This window comes from Mesorhizobium maamorense, from assembly GCF_044998965.1.
Lineage (GTDB): Bacteria > Pseudomonadota > Alphaproteobacteria > Rhizobiales > Rhizobiaceae > Mesorhizobium.
The window spans coordinates 1,099,446-1,115,917 of record NZ_CP173356.1; the positions used below are offsets into that span (position 1 = coordinate 1,099,446).

Genomic DNA, 16,472 nt, shown 5'->3' on the forward strand with positions numbered 1-16,472 from the left:
GTCAGGAAAGACCTGGGTGCGAAACGGGTCGGCGGCTCAGCCGCCGACGGAAGCCTGCTTCTGGCCAGAACCCTGCCGCGAGATGTAATCGCGAAAACTGATGCATTCGACGTCTGATTTGACGCAGACCTCGCCGGCAAAACGCTCCAGCGCGTTCCAGTAGGCGCCGTCATTCATCAGCGCGAAATGGAAGCCGAGTTGCAGCGGAACGCGTTTGCCCCGGTATTGATCCTCGAAGGCGGCGCGGAAAGCTTGGTAGGTGCGGTCCGCGAACTCGCCTGCCTTGCTCGGCCGCTCGAAGCCGCCGGAATGCCTGACATAGAGATTGTAGTCCATGGCGATAACCGGCCGCGATTTCGGTCCTTCCGGGATCTGCGGCAGTGAAAAGCGCGCGAGGCCGGCGGTGGTCGGCGGCTGGACCGGGCCGCGCGAGACGCCGCTGGCGTCGAACCGGTAACCGGCGGCGGGCAGCGCCTCGTAGAGCGCCTTGCTCGTCGACAGATAGGGCGCGCGGAAGCCAACCACCGCATGCCGCGCGAAATCGCGCCAGCCGGTCGGCTCGGGCTCGATGCCGTTGATCGCATAGGCGTTTTCGAGGATGTGCTCGAACGAGGCGAACTCCTTCAGCCAGTCGGCCTTGCTCCAGTCCTTGCCGTCGAAATGGCCGCAGCCATGACTGGCGATGTCATGGCCTTCCGATGCCGCAAGCCCGATCTGCTCCAGCCGCTGGCTCACTTCCTGCGTCGAGGCGGCGAAGCCGATGTTGGATTTGCCCGATGTCTTGCGCGGCGCGGTGTATTGGCTGCGCGTTTCCGATGACAGCAGGAAGACACAGGAGAGGAAATAGGTGAAATGCGCTCCGGTGCGCTTCGCCAGCGCCCGGCTGCGCTTCCATTGCGAGATGTCGCGGGCGCTGTCGAAGGAGATGATGACGACCTGCTTCGGCCTTGCCGGCAAAGGCGCCCGCGAGCCGGGTGGATCGGCGAAAGCCGCACCGGCCGTGGCAAGCGAAGCGAGACAGAACGCGGCAACGCGAGACGAAAAGGATATTGGCAACAGCTACTGACCCCGGGCGGTTTTGGCCCCGCTATAGCGCAAATGTGGCGTGGGTGCGGTGGCCTTTTCGTCCGTTTGCCCCGCGAATAGGTGATTTTCCGGTCGAACCCCTTCCATGCCGACAAAATTTCGCTAAAACGCGGGCTCGCGAACGCTCCGGCCCGGGGCAGGAATGGTTTTATTGATGTCCGACGACAGTTTTATCCGTGAAGTCAACGACGAGATCCGTCGCGAACAGGCGCAGAAGCTGTGGGACCGTTTCGGCCCGGCCCTGCTTGTGGTCGCGGTGCTGGTCGTGCTCGGCACCGCCGCCTTCGTCGGCTACCGCTACTGGGACGAGACCCGCGCCAACCGTTCGGGCGATGCCTTCTCGCAAGCGTTGAAGCTGGCTAATGACGGCAAGAACGACGAGGCGCTGGCCGCGCTCGATCAATTGGAGAAGGATGGCTACGGCGCCTATCCGCTGCTCGCCCGCATGCGCGCGGCCACCGTCAAGGCCGACAAGGGCGATGTCGACGCAGCCGTCAAGGATTTCGACGAGGTGGCGGCCGACGCCGCCATTCCCCAGGGCATTCGCGACATGGCGCGGTTGAGGGCGGCGCTGCTGCTGGTCGATCACGGCTCCTTCGCCGATGTGTCGAGCCGCGTCGAGGCCCTGACCTCGGACACCAACACGCTGCGCCACACCGCGCGCGAGGCGCTCGGGCTGGCCGCCTGGAAGGAAGGCAAGACCCAGGATGCGCTGAAGCTGTTCGACCAGATCGCCGCCGATGACGGTGCCCCGCGCAACACCCGTGAACGGGCGACCCTGATGTCCGAGCTGATCCGCGGCTCGGGCAGCGCGTCGTGACATATGAGCTTCAAAGTCGCCATCATCGGCCGGCCTAACGTCGGCAAATCGACTCTTTTCAATCGGCTGGTGGGAAGGAAGCTGGCGCTTGTCGATGACACGCCGGGCGTCACCCGCGACCGCCGCGTCCATGCGGCAAAGCTTTACGACCTGCATTTCGACGTCATCGACACTGCGGGTTTCGAGGACGCCGCCGCCTCGACGCTGCCCGGCCGCATGCGTGCGCAGACCGAGATCGCTATCCGTGAGGCCGACCTGATCTTCTTCACCGTCGACGCCAAATCCGGCCTGTTGCCGGACGACCGGACCTTTGCCGAGATCGTGCGCAAATCCGGCAAGCCGGTCGTGCTGGTCGCCAACAAGGCCGAGGCGAAGGGCGCGCAGGGCGGCATGCTGGAGGCCTGGGAGCTCGGGCTTGGCGAGCCGGTTCCGGTCTCGGCCGAACACGGCCAAGGCATGCCCGACCTGCGCGACGCGGTGATCGCCGCACTTGGCGAGGCGAGAGCCTTTGGCGAAGATGAGGACGACGACGAGGAGATCGCCTCCAGCGAGGTGCTGATCGGCGAGGATATCGCCGATCCCGACGCCGACGAGGTGCCGGCCTATGACGACACCAAGCCGATGCGCATTGCCGTCGTCGGCCGCCCCAATGCCGGCAAGTCGACGCTGATCAACGCGCTGATCGGCGAGGAGCGGCTTTTGACCGGACCGGAAGCCGGCATCACCCGCGACTCCATCTCGGTCGATTGGGACTGGCGCGGCCGCCGCATAAAATTGTTCGACACCGCCGGCATGCGCCGCAAGGCCAGGATCCATGAAAAGCTCGAGGTCATGTCGGTGCAGGATGGCCTGCGCGCCATCCGCTTCGCCGAGATCGTCATCATCGTGCTCGACGCCACCATCCCTTTCGAGAAGCAGGATCTCCAGATTGCCGACCTGATCATCCGCGAGGGCCGCGCGCCGGTGATCGCCTTCAACAAATGGGACCTGATCGACAATCCGCAGGAACTCTTGGCCGAACTGCGCGAAAAGACCGAACGGCTTTGCCGCAGGCGCGCGGCATGCAGGCTGTGACGGTTTCGGCCGAGACCGGCCGCGGCCTCGACAAGCTCATGGAAGCCGTCATCCGCACGCACAAGGTCTGGAACAGCCGCGTCTCGACCGGCAGGCTCAATCGCTGGCTGGAAGGCATTCTTGCGCATCATCCGCCGCCCGCGGTTGCCGGTCGCCGGCTGAAGGTTAAATATGTCACGCAGGCCAAGACGCGCCCGCCGGGCTTCGTCGTCTCGTGCTCGCGCCCGGATGCGATGCCGCAATCCTATGTCCGCTATCTCACCAACAGCCTGCGCGAAGCCTTCGACATGCCGGGCGTACCGATCCGCATGGCGTTGAGGACTTCGGACAATCCCTTTGCCGGCAGGGCCAAGAAGCGCTGACGTCCGGGGGAAGGGTGCCAACCCTTCGACGCGGTGTAGACCCTGGAATGACGAAGAGGGGTTGCGACCAGGGCCTAGGCGACCTTCAGCAGGTTCTCATCCGTCCGCGCGCCCTCCGGTAGTGCCTGCCGCGCCGCTTCCAGCAGGATATCGGCGAGGCGGGTGGCCACCGGTTCGGGTTCGGCATCCCTGCGGTGCAGGAACAGCGTCATCCTGGGCAGCGCCGGCAGACCGGCAATCTCCGGCGTCATCGCGCTGACGCTGGCCGGCAGGCCGATGTCGGTGCGGATCGTCAGCCCGAGCCCGGCTGCAACAGCCGCCCAGATGCCACCAAGGCTCGGGCTGGAGAAGGCCATGCGCCAGGGCAGGCCGGCGCGGTCGAGCGTTTCGGTTGCGACCGTGCGCAACAGGCAAGGTGCTTCCAGCGCCACCAGCGGCAGCGGCTCGCCATGGCGCAGGCTGGTCTCGATGCGCTTTGCCGGGCCGATCCAGCGCATCTGCACGTCGGCGACATGCTGGCTGTATGGCAGCGTCGCGCCGCTGTGCCAGGCAAGTGCGATGTCCAGGCTGCCCGAGATGATCCGCTCCGCGAGCTCATGGCTGCGCGCGATGCGGGCCTCGATCTTGACTTTGGGATGGGCACGGGCGAAGCGGCCGAGCACGTCAGGTAGCACCGCCTCGCCAAAATCCTCCTGCAGGCCGAGCCGCACCCAGCCTTCCAGCTCGACATCATGGATGGCGGCGGCCGCCTCGTCATTGAGCTCGACCAGCCGCCGCGCATAGCCGAGCATGGTCTCGCCGGCTTCCGTCAGTGCCAGCCCGCGTCCCGACTTGCGGAAGATAGGCGTCGCCGCCTGCTCCTCCAGTTTCTTCAACTGCGCGCTGACCGCCGAGGTCGAGCGGCCAAGCCGGTCGGCCGCCTTGGCGAAGCTGCCAAGCTCTATTCCGGTGACGAAGCTTCTGAGGACGTCGAGGTCGAATGTCACGCGTCGCATGATAATCCCGTTTTTTAGGATTGTGCGTCAAAAACTTCCTGATTTTATGGACAAAGCTATGGCGATAGACATGCGCCGTCAAGCCGGTCACCGGGCCGCAAACGGGAATGAAACCATGTCCGCCATCGTCACCCGCACCGATTGTCAGTCGACGCCACGGGCCGAAGGCTCCGGCTCCAGGACCTTCACGCCCAATCACCGCTGGAAGGTGCTGGGCATCGGCGTCGCCGCCAATGCCGGTTTTTCCGCTACTTTCTCCGGCATACCGGCAACCGCGGTGCTGATGCGGCAGGGCTATCATCTCGGCAATGCTCAGCTCGGCCTGGCGCTTGGCCTTCTCGGTCTGGGCGTTGCGCTCAGCGAACTGCCCTGGGGCCTGCTCACCGATCGCTGGGGCGATCGCCGTGTGCTTTTGACCGGGCTCGGCGCCACGGCGGCATGGCTGTTCCTGATGGCGTTGCTTGTCGTTCCATCCCCGTCCGGCGTGCCGGGCGTTCATGTCCTGGCCGCCGCCTTGCTCGCCACCGGCCTGCTCGGCGGCAGCGTCAACGGTTCGAGCGGCCGCGCCATCATGGGCTGGTTCCGGGAAGGCGAACGCGGATTCGCCATGAGCATCCGGCAGACGGCGGTGCCGCTTGGCGGCGGGCTGGGCGCTCTTGTCCTGCCCTTGCTTGCCGCCACGCATGGCTTCGCGGCGGTCTATGGCCTGCTCGCCGCCTTCTCCGTGATCTCCGCTTTCTTCGCCTGGCGCTGGCTGCACGAACCGCCGACACAGGGTTCGGCCGCGCCGACCGTTCTGGCCGGGCCCCGGCCGCTGCGCAATGTCGAGGTCTGGCGCATCGCAGCGGCCATCGGCCTGCTGTGCTTTCCGCAAGTGGCCGTACTCACCTTCGCATCGGTCTTCCTGCACGACTTCGCCGGCATGGGGACCCTGGCCACCAGCGCAAGCCTCGCCGCCGTGCAGACCGGCGCCATGGCGATGCGCGTCTGGAGCGGCCGCTTCACCGACCGCCACGGCAACCGCCGGCCGTTCCTGCGCCTGTGCAGTGCGCTCAGCGCGCTTGCCTTCACGCTGCTCTGGCTGCTGGTCCTGGCCGGCCCGACCATATCAGGCGGCCAACCCGTCGTGATGGCCACGCTTCCCGTGATGCTGATTGTCGCAGGCATCCTGGTCTCCGCCTGGCATGGCGTCGCCTACACCGAGCTTGCCACGCTTGCCGGCGCCGGCCATGTCGGCACCGCGCTCAGCCTGGCCAACAGCTTCGTTTTCATAGGTTTCTTCCTGGTTCCGGTGGCCATTCCGGGGCTCTTGCATCTCTGGTCCTGGCCCGGCGTTTGGTTGTCGGCGGCGGCGTGCGCGTTGATCGCGTGGCCCATCTTCCTGCGGCCGGCCTCCATGTCCGTCCCGCCGCAAAACCGCCCCACTTCGCAACCACGAGCCTGAGCCGACCGGGAAAACCCGATCGAAGCTGTTAACGTCCCATCAAGGTTAATGCATCATTTTGCTCTCCAGTGGGGTCAGTAGCGTTCCTGGAGAGAGTTCCGTGCATCGACGTGTCTTGACGCGCCTTGTTGCCGTCGCCGGTGAGAAGAAACGCAGCCTCGTGGCACCTTTCATCGTCGGCCTCGGCATCTGGATCGGATTTCCGACGGTTTCCGCCTACCAGGATATGACGAGCCTCGTTTCCGGCCTCGAGGCGCCGACCCGCTGGAATTCCTATGTCGAGAAATCCGTCGCCGGATCGGTCCATGCCGCCGAGATGCCGTTTGTCGACGACGCTGTGACGGGTTCGCTCTCCGGATCGGGGGTGCGCCTGCCCGGCGTCGGCGCCGTCTCCTTTCGCGGCAAGGGCGGCAAGGTCAGCACTACGCCTGATGAGGACCGCATCGTGCGCGCCGACAAGAAGGGCCGCATCGTCCAGATCTCTCCCGTCGCCCCGCCGAAGAACTTCAACGCCGGCTCGATCTTCGAGCGCACCTCATCCCTGCTGCGGCCCAGCATGGACAGCGGCCTGAAGATGGCTTTCGCCAAACCCCAGATCAAAGGCAAGGAAATCCAGATCGCCGCGGCATTCCACGCGCGTGAGGACAAGAAGCCGGATCCCGGCGTGTCGCCCATGCTTGCCGCCCTGGTCAACAACGATCATCCGGATGTGCTGGCGACGGCCTATGCGCAGGCCGCGCCCGATTATGCCAAGGCGTCGCCCTTCGAGGCCCTGCTCCAGGACGAGGAGCCCAACAGCGGCCGTTTCATCCCGCCGATGGCCAAGGGCGACCATTCGTGGATCCAGAATCCACTTCCGGCGAGCGTCTTCTCCAAGCCCGAGCAAAAATGCCTGGCCAACGGCATCTATTTCGAGGCGCGGGGCGAATCCGTGCGCGGCCAGGCCGCCGTCGCCCAGGTCATCCTCAACCGTGTCCGCAATCCGGCCTATCCCAATTCGATCTGCGGCGTCGTCTACCAGAACGACAGCTGGTTCAACCGTTGCCAGTTCTCCTTCGCCTGCGACGGCAGGAAGAAGCGCATCGACAACCCGGTCGCCTACAAGACCGCGCAGGATGTCGGCATGGCGGTGACCGCCGGCAAGGTCTTCATTCCAGAAGTCGGATCGTCGACCCATTACTATGCCAATTACGTCCATCCCAACTGGGCGCGTACGATGCAGAAGATGACCAAGATCGGCCTGCATATCTTCTACCGCACCTATGGCGGCGGCTGGAGCTGAACGCCCGATAGGCGTCCATATTTTTGCGCGGCTGCGCGGTCTCTCGAAGAGCCGTCGCGCGGAGGATTCGCTCAAGGCGTCCGCGCCGCCATGGCGGGCACGATGTCGCACCTCTCTATTATATTGATTTCATTGTATAAAATACATGGTAACGAACTTCCGCCCGTGGCTTGACGGGCGCAAACCCTCTAACTATGTTGCCGGCGACTTTAGAAGCGGACGGACGGTGACGGTCTGCCCGGGCAGGGGGGTTGCGATGGCCGATGAAACTGGGCCAGGCGGAACCGGAGAAACCGGCCGCGGCAAGCAGCACGAAGCCGCCATCCGCGACGACGAACTTGAGCGCCGCCGGCGTGAACTTGAAGCATCGCTTGCGACAAGACGGCCGGACCGGCTCGAGGGGAAAGACGCGAAACCAGTGACCGGGTACGGTCAGGCACTCAAGCTGTCCAGCGAGTTCATCGCCGGGGTGGTGGTCGGTGCCGCCATCGGCTGGATCATCGACCGTCTGGCGGGGACATCGCCATGGGGTCTGATCGTGTTTCTGCTGCTTGGTTTTGGCGCGGGCGTGCTCAATGTCATGCGTTCGGCAGGCGTTGTGGCGGAATTCGGACAGGGCGACAAATCGCGCTCTGGCCGCGACGACAGCAAGTGACCGCCCTTCAGGCGGCATTTGGAAATAGCCGCCTTTCGACGGGCGGCATGGTAACAAGGCCGCATGCGGCACTGACGGGGTTTGAACGTGGCAGCTGACAAGGTCGATCCGATCCACCAGTTCCATATCAACAAGCTGATACCGATCGATATCGGCGGCTACGACTTGTCCTTTACCAATTCGGCGCTGTTCATGGTCGCGACCGTGGTTGTCGCCGCGGCATTCCTGTTTCTGACGACGTCGAGCCGCAGCCTCGTTCCCGGCCGGCTGCAATCGATCTCCGAAATGGCCTATGAATTCGTCGGCAACATGTTGCGCGACGCCGCCGGCACGCAGGGCATGAAGTTCTTTCCCTTCGTGTTTTCCCTGTTCATGTTCGTGCTGGTCGCCAACCTGCTTGGCCTGTTCCCCTATTTCTTCACCGTCACCAGCCACATCATCGTCACCTTCGGCCTCGCCGTCTTGGTTATCGGCACCGTGATCGTCTACGGTTTCGGCAAGCACGGCCTTGGTTTCCTCAAGCTGTTCGTGCCGCAAGGCGTGCCGGTGTTCCTGCTGCCGCTGGTGGTGCTGATCGAAGTGATCTCCTTCGTCTCGCGCCCTGTCAGCCTCTCGGTTCGTCTGTTCGCCAACATGCTCGCCGGGCACATCACGCTGAAGGTCTTCTCCGGCTTCGTCGTCAGCCTCTCGGCGCTGGGCGCGGTCGGCGTCGCTGGCTCGGTGCTGCCGCTGGCGATGGCCGTGGCGTTGACCGCGCTCGAACTGCTGGTCGCCTTCCTTCAGGCCTATGTGTTCGCGGTGCTGACCTGCATGTATCTCAACGACGCCCTGCACCCGGGGCACTGATAAAAAATTTCCGGCGCAAGAGTTTTCAACATTGCCGCCGGAATGGAATCGCAACGGAATTTCAGATCCAAAGGAGTTGAACAAATGGACGTAGAAGCAGCAAAGTACATCGGCGCCGGCATCGCTTGCCTCGGCATGGGCGGCGCGGGCATTGGCCTCGGCAACATCTTCGGCAGCTATCTCTCGGGCGCGCTGCGCAACCCGTCGGCCGCCGATGGCCAGTTCGGCCGTCTGATCTTCGGCTTCGCCGTGACCGAAGCTCTGGGCATCTTCTCGCTTCTCATCGCGCTGCTGGCCCTGTTCGGCTGAGCCCCTGTTTGGCTGAGCCGCTATTTGGCCAAGCTATGGGAAGATTGGACAGGCCGGCCGCGAGAGCGGCGGGTCTGATATCAGGGGATAGTCCATGTTCGTGACATCTGCCTTTGCGCAAGAGTCCGCGCCTGCCACCGAGGCTGGCCACGCTGCGACGGAAGGCGCCACGCATTCCGGCACCAGCGTACCTGCCGAAGCGCATGGCATGTTTCCGCCATTCGATCCGGCGACGTTTCCGTCGCAGCTTCTTTGGCTGGCGATCACGTTCGGGCTCTTCTACCTCTTCCTGAAGAGGGTGGTGGTGCCGCGCGTTGGCGGCATCATCGATGTCCGCAACGACCGCATCAGCCAGGATCTCGATCAGGCCGCGAGGTTGAAGGGCGAGGCCGACGCCGCCGTTGCTGCTTACGAGCAGGAATTGGCGGAAGCCAAGAAGAACGCCAACGCCATCGGCCAGCAGGCCAATGACGCGGCCAAGGCGGAAGCCGAGACCGCGCGCAAGAAGATCGAGGCCGCGCTCGACGAGAAGCTCGGCGAGGCCGAGGCGCGCATTTCTTCCATCAAGGCCAACGCCATGAAGGAAGTCGGCAGCATCGCCGAGGACACTGCCTCGGCGATCGTCGAGGCGCTGGTCGGCGGCAAGGCCAGCAAGGCCGAGATCGCGGCCGCGGTCAAGTCCGTGGCCGGGTGAGGAGCGCATCATGGACGCCACATCTCTTGCAACGCTCTGGGCCACGATCGCCCTGGTCATCTTTTTGGGTATCGCCATCTACATCAAGGTGCCCCGCCTGATCGCCAAGGCGCTCGATGCCCGCGCCGCCAGGATCAGCAGCGAGCTTGACGAGGCGCGCAGGCTGCGCGAGGAGGCCCAGCAGTTGCTTGGCCAATACCAGCGCAAGCGCAAGGAAGCCGAGCAGGAGGCCGCAGACATCGTCGCCGCGGCCAAGCGCGAAGCCGAACTGCTCGCCGCCGAGGCGCACAAGAAGACCGAGGACTACGTCGCGCGGCGCACCGCTCTTGCCGAACAGAAGATCGGCCAGGCCGAGCGCGAGGCGATCGGCGAAGTGCGCGCCAGCGCCGTCGACATCGCCGTCGAAGCCGCTCGCACGCTGCTCGCCGGCAAGATCGACGCCAAGGCGGGAGCCGACCTGTTCAAGACCTCGCTCGCCGATGTGAAGGCGAAGCTGAACTGAGCTGAAAACAACAGAAATGAAAAAAGTCGCCTGGGAAACCCGGCGGCTTTTTTGTTGTGGCGCGGAGGTCAACGCTGCCGATCTCCCCTCTCGTGGGGGAGATGCCCGGCAGGGCAGAGGGGGGCGCGAAGGAACGCCAGCGCTCGATTCAAAATCAGCTGAATTGGGTGCCGATAGTGCAGGGAACCTGGGCAAGACTAACTGATAGGCTGGAGGGACAGCGCCCCCCTCTGTCCTGCCGGACATCTCTCCCACGAGGGGGAGATTGGCTGTCACCGCCGCTTTCGCCAATCCTACCAACGCAAGATAGATCGAGCCGCCCTAATCCAGCCCGGCGAAGCTCTCTTCTTCCACCACCTCGGCACCTTCAAGCCTGAATGGCGCGAACGACACGCGGTGCAGCCGCGCCACCGGCCCGTGCGTCTCGATCGCGGTGCGATGGCGGACCGTGGCATAGCCCATATGCACTTCGAAGCCGTAGTGCTGGTGATGGCTGCCGCAGCCGCACATCATGCGGTCGCGCATCACCTTGGCGACGATCGAGGCGGCGGCTATGGATTGCGAGCGCTGGTCGCCCTTGATCAGCGCGCGCCCCGTGCAAGGCAGGCCCGGCGGCACGTCGCGCCCATCGGCAAGCGCGAGCTTCGGCTGCACCGGCAGGCCGGCGACCGCACGGCGCATCGCCTCCAGGCTCGCCTTGAGGATGTTGCTGCCGTCAATGCCCTCGGCGCTGACCGAGGCCATCGACACGCCGAGCGCGGAGCCGATGATGCGCACGAACAGCTCCTCGCGCTGCAAATGGCTGAGCCGTTTGGAATCGTCGAGGCCGTCGGGGATGTTGGCAGGGTCGAGCACGACCGCAGCCGCCACCACCGGTCCGGCCAGCGGGCCGCGTCCGGCCTCGTCCATCCCCGCGACCGGCCACAGGCCTTCGGCCATCGCCTTCGTCTCGAAGGAGAAATCGGGTTTCTCGACGATTTCGAAGAGAGGCGGAGAATCAGAACGCGCGCGAGCCATGTTGCGGCGAGGTTCGCATCGGCTCTGATTCTCCGCAAGTCCCTCCGGGTCGGGTGGGGCGCCGGACCGGGAGGGCACCGTCTGCAGGCCGGGGCAGGCCGGACGGGATTTTTTCGCCACGGCGGCAAACAGCCGCGGTCGTTCAAAGCAGCATCAACTGCTCCTGGTCCTTGCCGGCGGCGACGAACTGGTCGGTCCGCAGCGTGCGCCGCTCGGCATTGAGACCGAGCCGCTTGGCGGTGATTTCGAAGCGCCGGCCGATCTGCCAGGCGTAAGGACCCGCGCCCTTCATGCGCTTGCCCCATTCCGAATCGTAATCCTTGCCCTCGCGCATCGAGCGGATCAGCGACATCACATGGCGATAGCGGTCGGGATAGTGGCGCAGCAGCCAGTCCTTGAAGATCGGGCTGACCTCGAGCGGCAGGCGCAGCACGACATAGCCCGCCTCGCGTGCGCCGGCATGGTGCGCCGAATCGAGGATGCGTTCCATCTCCTGATCGGTCAGCCCGGGGATGATCGGCGCCACCATGACCGAAGCAGGGATGCCGGCATCCGCAAGCTGCCTGATCGCCTCCAGCCGCTTGGCCGGCGTCGAGGCGCGTGGCTCCATGGTGCGCGCCAGCATGCGGTCGAGCGTGGTCACCGACAACGCCACCTTGGCGAGGCCCCGTTCAGCCATGCGTGACAAGATGTCGATATCGCGCGTCACCAGGGCGGATTTGGTGACGATGCCGACCGGGTGGCCGCGCGCCTCCAGCACTTCGAGGATCTCGCGCATGATCCGGTACTGCTTCTCGATCGGCTGGTAGGGATCGGTATTGGTGCCGATGGCGATGGTTCGCGGCTGGTAACCGTCCTTCGACAGTTCCTTGTCGAGCAGGCGCGCCGCGTCGGGCTTGGCGAACAGTTTGGATCTCGAAATCCAGCCCCGGCGACAGGCCCATGAAACTGTGCGTCGGCCGCGCAAAGCAATAGACGCAGCCATGCTCGCAGCCGCGATAGGGATTGATCGAGCGGTCGAAGGAGATGTCGGGCGATTCATTGCGGGTGATTATGGTACGCGGCTTCTCGACCTGCACCTCGGTCTTGAAGGGAGGCAGTTCCTCCAGCGAGTTCCAGCCATCGTCGAAGACATGCCGGCTGACCGGCTCGAACCGGCCGGACGGGTTGATGCCTGCCGACCGGCCGCGGTTGCGGTCCGGACGCACGCGCATGCCGCTCTGCTCGATCATAGCATTGGCCATTTCGGCTCGTCCTGCTCCGAAGGCGGCAATGTCGGCGCGCATGATCGGTTCCATCTTCGCCCGCTCCCAGGGACTGTCCATGTTGTTTCGAATCGCTCTGCTCATGAATTTAATCCTATTTGCCGAACGAGAACAAAGCAAGAACTTTCTATGGTGCGCCGCAAAAACTGGCGCTGCGTTCCGCTTTCCGCTATTCGGCAAATGATGCTCACCGTTCTCATAGAGACCCACAATGACGAGGAGGGCCTCGCTCGCACCCTGGCGACGCTGATCGGCGGCGCGGTCGAGGGCGTGGTGCGCGAGGTCATCGTCTGCGACACCGGTTCCACCGACCAGACCCATCGCGTCGCCGAGCATGCCGGGTGCCAGTATGCGACCGACGGCGTCGCGGCGGCCATCCGGCACGCGAAAGGCGATTGGCTGTTGCTGCTGGAACCGGGCGCGCGGCTGGTCGACGGATGGATCGACGAGGTCGTTGCGCATACAGCGAGGCAAACCATGGCGGCGCGGTTTTCACGCACACGCGCCGGCCGCGCGCCATTCCTGGCCCGTATCTTCTCGGGAAACCGTGCCTTGGCCGACGGGCTGCTGATCAGCAAGCGCCAGGCCACATCCTTGTCGAAAAGAGCCGGCAGCGCCGAGGCTCTCGCTCGCGGCCTGGCGACCAAGCGGCTGGATGCCGAAATCTGGGCCGCTCCGGCAAAACAAGAGCACCGCCCGTCCAAATGATTTTGCAGCTGCTCTGTCTACGTGCGTTGCACATGTGACGCGCAGCCAGTTTCCGATCACGCGGGTGCCGGCGCGCCGGCCGCGGCTGATGATGGAAGTGGTTTCGGTGTCTCGCGGTCCTCGCGCCGGCGCTTCCACGGCGAGCCGGTCATTCGCTAAAACGCATCTCCACAGGCATCCAGCGAAGACGACGTCTGGCTTGACGCTGTGCCTTGCTTTCCGCGTCGTAGTCGACCGGGATCGGTTCCTGACTGAACGACCTTTGATCGTCCAGGGCGTTGATGATGACGATTGCCCTGGCATCGTCCTCTCCGGCGATTGCGGCGGTATAGACACCGCATTCACCGCAGATCAGGTAGTCGGCCGTCCCCAATCCAAAACGGTATTTCTTCAATCGCTGGATGTCCTTGACTGAGATGACCAGCCTGCCGTCCGGATCGGCGACGGCGCGCGAGCCATGCTTGGTACAGAACGAGCACTGGCAGGCGCGAACCTCGATTGTCGATGGATCGAGCTCGGTTGAAAATCGAAGGCGTATGTTGCCGCAATGGCACCCGCCATTATGCACTGTCATCGCGTCCGCCCGTCTTCAACGGCGATGGCCGCCGCCGCGAGACGATACGTCCTGCCGCATCCGGTTTGGAATGGTCTTTCGAAGGCGAAGGCGGTGTTCTGCCTGGCAAACGCGGCGTGAAACCAGCGCCTTGCCTCGGCTTTCACGGAGCCGACATGCCGCGCCGCAGGTGCTCGTCCAGGCGCGGCATGATCTCGACGAAGTTGCAGGGCATGTGCCGGTAGTCGAGCTGCGCCTTCAAGATGCCGTCCCAGGCATCCTTGCAGGCGCCGGGCGAGCCCGGCAGCACGAAGACGAAGGTGGCGTTGACGACGCCGCCGGTCGCCCGGCTCTGGATCGTGGAGGTGCCGATCTTGTCGTAGGAAATGCGGTGGAACACCTCGGAAAAACCATCCATGCGCTTTTCGAAGATCGGCTCCAGTGCGTCCGGCGTCACGTCGCGCCCGGTGAAGCCGGTGCCGCCGGTGGTGATGACCACATCGATCCCATCATCCTTCGACCAGCCGAGCACCTTGTTGCGGATCTTGTCTCCATCGTCGGTGACGATATCGCGGGCGGCGAGGATGTGGCCGGCATCCGCGATGCGATCGGCCAGCGTCTGGCCGGACCTGTCGTCGGCAAGGCTGCGCGTGTCGGAAACGGTCAGCACCGCGATGCGGACCGGAATGAAGGAACGGCTCTCGTCAGTCCTGGCCATGGGCATCTGCCTCCGTCGTCATGCTGCGCGTCGCGGCGACGAACCAGTCGGGTTGCCGGGCACGGATGTCCGCGGCCGCACGCTTGGCGACGTTGCCGGTCTCGAACAGGCCGAAGCACGTGGCGCCGGAACCCGACATGCGGGCAAAACCGGCCCCGGCCTTGTTCAGCACCGAAAGTGCCTTGCCGATGTCGGGCTCGATGGCGCGGGCCGCCGGCTCGAGATCGTTGCGCGTTATCTCCAGCCAGTTGCGCAGGCCGTGGAAGTCGACCACGCGCGGCAGCGGCGGCAGCGGATCATTGTCGCGCCGCGACAGCGCGTTGAATACGTCGGCCGTCGAGACCGCCTTGCCGGGATTGACCAGCACCAGTCCGAGCGCCGAGAAATCAGGCACGATCGACAGCACCTCGCCGATGCCGCGTGCAATCAGCGGCCTGGCCGCCAGGCACATGGGAATGTCGGCGCCGAGCGAAAGCCCGATCCGCGCCAGCGCGACATCGTCGATGTCGAGTTGCCAGCTTGCCGCAAGCCCGCGCAGAACTGCTGCCGCATCGCTCGACCCGCCGCCGACGCCGGAAGCGACGGGCAGGTTCTTTTCGAGCTTGATGGCGACCGGCGGCGTGCCGCGAGGACCGGCTGCCTGCCGCAGCGCGTCACGCGCCCTGAGCACCAGATTGCTGCCGTCGACGGGAACATCCGGACCGTAGCGGCCGGACACGCTGAAATCGTCTCGCTCGGCAAGCGCGATCTCGATCCTGTCACCAAAGCGCGTGAACACCGCCAGGCTTTCGATCAGATGATACCCGTCATCGCGCCTGCCGGTGACATGCAGAGCGAGGTTTATCTTGGCGGGCGCCGGCCACATCCGGACGCGCCGGCCGGATTCCAGGCTCTCGATTGCGAGTGAAATGAGGATCAGTCCTTGGCCAGCCGGTACTCGCCGGTCTTCGGATCCTTCACCAGCGTCCCCATCGCGCCGTTTGCCGTCTGCTTTTCGGTGCGCCGCACCTTGGCGGTTACGCGCTCGGCCTCGCGGATGAAGGTGCGGTAGCCAAAATAAGCGGCGATCCCGACGACGGCGAAGAAAATGATCTGCGGCATATCAAAACTCCTCCCACGCTGGGCCGGCGAAGGGCGGCCGGTCGGGTCGGTTGGCGCATGTCGTCCAAAGGCGGTTTCTGGAGAAAAACGACATGCATGGAACTTCGAGGTTCATGCTAGACGGTTTTGCCAGGTTTTCAAAGCCCGAAGCGCGCCCACAGAGCGCGCTCTTGCGCCGCATCGATCACGCCGCCGGTGGCAGCGGCGGCAATATCGGGCGCCGAAAATCCCTTGCTCGAGCCGAACAGCCCGAAGCGGCCGAACAAACCGCGCGGCGCCGAGATCAGCTTGAGTTGGGTTTTTCGCCCCGAACCGCGTCTTGAGCACGGATCGCATGTCGCCGAGCGCATCGACAAGCCCAAGCTCCAGGCCGCGCTTGCCGGTCCAGAACAGGCCCGTGAACAGGTCGGGATCGTCCTTGAGCTTGGTGCCGCGCCGCTCCTTGACCAGATCGATGAAGGTTTCGTGCACTTCGAGCTGCAGCGCCTTCAGCCGTTCGATGTCTTCCTTTTTCTCGGGCTTGAACGGATCGAGCACCGACTTGTTCTGCCCTGCCGTATGGACGCGGCGCTCGACGCCGATCTTCTTCATCAGCTCCGGGAAGCCGAACGAAGCCGAGACCACGCCGATCGAGCCGACGATGGATGATGGATCGGCGAAAATCTCGTCGCCGGCGACCGCGATCATGTAGCCGCCCGAGGCAGCGACGTCCTCGACGAAGACCAGCACCTTTCTGTTCTTCTCGATCGCGAGGTCGCGGATACGCTTGAAGATCAGCCGCGACTGCACCGGCGAGCCCCCGGGCGAATTGATGGAGATGGCGATCGCAGGCGCGTCGAAGGAAAACGCCTTTTCGATCAGCCCGGCGGTGGAGGCAAGCGACAGGCTGGGACGGAACGGGCCGCCGCCCGCCAGGATGGTGCCGTGCAACCGGATAACCGGAATGGTGACGACCGTGGAACGCCAGGATTTCGGCAGCAGGCGGTTGAAAAGGCGTTTCACTGAGGTCGATCTCCGCTCGATGGGTTGCCAGCATGTAGG

General features: G+C 64.6%; 16 protein-coding genes and 3 pseudogenes. 10 read left to right on the forward strand and 9 right to left on the reverse strand.

All coding sequences use genetic code 11. The features are described 5' to 3' along the window. Positions 1 to 36: 36 nt before the first annotated feature. Complete coding sequence (locus tag ACIU1A_RS05660; protein ID WP_404927857.1) at positions 37 to 1,050, reverse strand: polysaccharide deacetylase; 1,014 nt, start codon at positions 1,048 to 1,050, stop codon at positions 37 to 39. Between the two features lie 190 nt (positions 1,051 to 1,240). Here ACIU1A_RS05660 and ACIU1A_RS05665 point away from each other — a divergent pair, with 190 nt between their 5' ends. Together ACIU1A_RS05665 and der are read left to right on the forward strand one after the other, a co-directional pair. Then, positions 1,241 to 1,906: a tetratricopeptide repeat protein gene (locus ACIU1A_RS05665; RefSeq protein WP_140514747.1), complete on the forward strand. Its 666-nt coding sequence runs from the start codon at positions 1,241 to 1,243 to the stop codon at positions 1,904 to 1,906. Positions 1,907 to 1,909: 3 nt separating this feature from the next. Further along, positions 1,910 to 3,342: pseudogene (der, locus tag ACIU1A_RS05670) on the forward strand (ribosome biogenesis GTPase Der). 74 nt (positions 3,343 to 3,416) lie between these two features. Here the strand turns inward: der and ACIU1A_RS05675 are convergent. Further along, on the reverse strand, positions 3,417 to 4,337 hold the full coding sequence (locus tag ACIU1A_RS05675; RefSeq protein WP_404926831.1) for a LysR substrate-binding domain-containing protein: 921 nt from the start codon (positions 4,335 to 4,337) through the stop codon (positions 3,417 to 3,419). 115 nt (positions 4,338 to 4,452) lie between these two features. On the opposite strand from ACIU1A_RS05675, the gene ACIU1A_RS05680 reads away from it, so the two are divergent. From ACIU1A_RS05680 to ACIU1A_RS05710, 7 genes are all read left to right on the forward strand, one after another. After that, a complete protein-coding gene (locus tag ACIU1A_RS05680; protein ID WP_140663079.1) occupies positions 4,453 to 5,781 on the forward strand; it encodes an MFS transporter in 1,329 nt (442 codons plus the stop codon). A gap of 100 nt (positions 5,782 to 5,881) precedes the next feature. After that, positions 5,882 to 7,063, forward strand: coding sequence for a cell wall hydrolase (locus ACIU1A_RS05685; RefSeq protein ID WP_140671794.1), 1,182 nt, complete (start codon positions 5,882 to 5,884; stop codon positions 7,061 to 7,063). Positions 7,064 to 7,319: 256 nt separating this feature from the next. Beyond that, on the forward strand, positions 7,320 to 7,718 hold the full coding sequence (locus tag ACIU1A_RS05690; RefSeq protein ID WP_140498124.1) for an AtpZ/AtpI family protein: 399 nt from the start codon (positions 7,320 to 7,322) through the stop codon (positions 7,716 to 7,718). A gap of 87 nt (positions 7,719 to 7,805) precedes the next feature. Further along, positions 7,806 to 8,564: a F0F1 ATP synthase subunit A gene (locus ACIU1A_RS05695; protein WP_140497962.1), complete on the forward strand. Its 759-nt coding sequence runs from the start codon at positions 7,806 to 7,808 to the stop codon at positions 8,562 to 8,564. 84 nt (positions 8,565 to 8,648) lie between these two features. Beyond that, positions 8,649 to 8,873, forward strand: a complete 225-nt coding sequence (locus tag ACIU1A_RS05700; protein ID WP_140497964.1) for a F0F1 ATP synthase subunit C — start codon at positions 8,649 to 8,651, stop codon at positions 8,871 to 8,873. Positions 8,874 to 8,967: 94 nt separating this feature from the next. After that, the gene (locus ACIU1A_RS05705) at positions 8,968 to 9,567 is read left to right on the forward strand and encodes a F0F1 ATP synthase subunit B (RefSeq protein WP_140671796.1); all 600 of its coding nucleotides are present in this window, start codon (positions 8,968 to 8,970) and stop codon (positions 9,565 to 9,567) included. A 10-nt stretch (positions 9,568 to 9,577) separates the two neighbouring features. Beyond that, on the forward strand, positions 9,578 to 10,069 hold the full coding sequence (locus tag ACIU1A_RS05710) for a F0F1 ATP synthase subunit B (protein WP_140514758.1): 492 nt from the start codon (positions 9,578 to 9,580) through the stop codon (positions 10,067 to 10,069). A 321-nt stretch (positions 10,070 to 10,390) separates the two neighbouring features. Here the strand turns inward: ACIU1A_RS05710 and ACIU1A_RS05715 are convergent, their stop codons facing one another. Then, entirely contained in the window at positions 10,391 to 11,086 is a 696-nt protein-coding gene (locus ACIU1A_RS05715) for a ribonuclease HII (protein ID WP_404926832.1), read from the reverse strand. Between the two features lie 142 nt (positions 11,087 to 11,228). Next, a pseudogene (locus ACIU1A_RS05720) lies at positions 11,229 to 12,384 on the reverse strand (PA0069 family radical SAM protein). Positions 12,385 to 12,534: 150 nt separating this feature from the next. Here ACIU1A_RS05720 and ACIU1A_RS05725 point away from each other — a divergent pair. Continuing rightward, positions 12,535 to 13,059: a glycosyltransferase gene (locus ACIU1A_RS05725; RefSeq protein WP_140514953.1), complete on the forward strand. Its 525-nt coding sequence runs from the start codon at positions 12,535 to 12,537 to the stop codon at positions 13,057 to 13,059. 148 nt (positions 13,060 to 13,207) lie between these two features. On the opposite strand, the gene ACIU1A_RS05730 is transcribed toward ACIU1A_RS05725, so the two are convergent. From ACIU1A_RS05730 to ACIU1A_RS05750, 5 genes and pseudogenes are all read right to left on the reverse strand, one after another. After that, complete coding sequence (locus tag ACIU1A_RS05730; protein WP_140671798.1) at positions 13,208 to 13,453, reverse strand: hypothetical protein; 246 nt, start codon at positions 13,451 to 13,453, stop codon at positions 13,208 to 13,210. A 322-nt stretch (positions 13,454 to 13,775) separates the two neighbouring features. Further along, a complete protein-coding gene (moaB, locus tag ACIU1A_RS05735) occupies positions 13,776 to 14,330 on the reverse strand; it encodes a molybdenum cofactor biosynthesis protein B (protein WP_140818319.1) in 555 nt (184 codons plus the stop codon). Continuing rightward, positions 14,317 to 15,195, reverse strand: coding sequence for a 4-(cytidine 5'-diphospho)-2-C-methyl-D-erythritol kinase (locus ACIU1A_RS05740; protein WP_404926833.1), 879 nt, complete (start codon positions 15,193 to 15,195; stop codon positions 14,317 to 14,319). The genes moaB and ACIU1A_RS05740 overlap by 14 nt, the downstream gene beginning before the upstream one ends. 50 nt (positions 15,196 to 15,245) lie before the next feature. Continuing rightward, positions 15,246 to 15,431, reverse strand: a complete 186-nt coding sequence (locus ACIU1A_RS05745) for a hypothetical protein (RefSeq protein ID WP_140497980.1) — start codon at positions 15,429 to 15,431, stop codon at positions 15,246 to 15,248. Positions 15,432 to 15,568: 137 nt separating this feature from the next. Continuing rightward, a pseudogene (locus ACIU1A_RS05750) lies at positions 15,569 to 16,433 on the reverse strand (S49 family peptidase). Between the last annotated feature and the right edge of the window lie 39 nt (positions 16,434 to 16,472).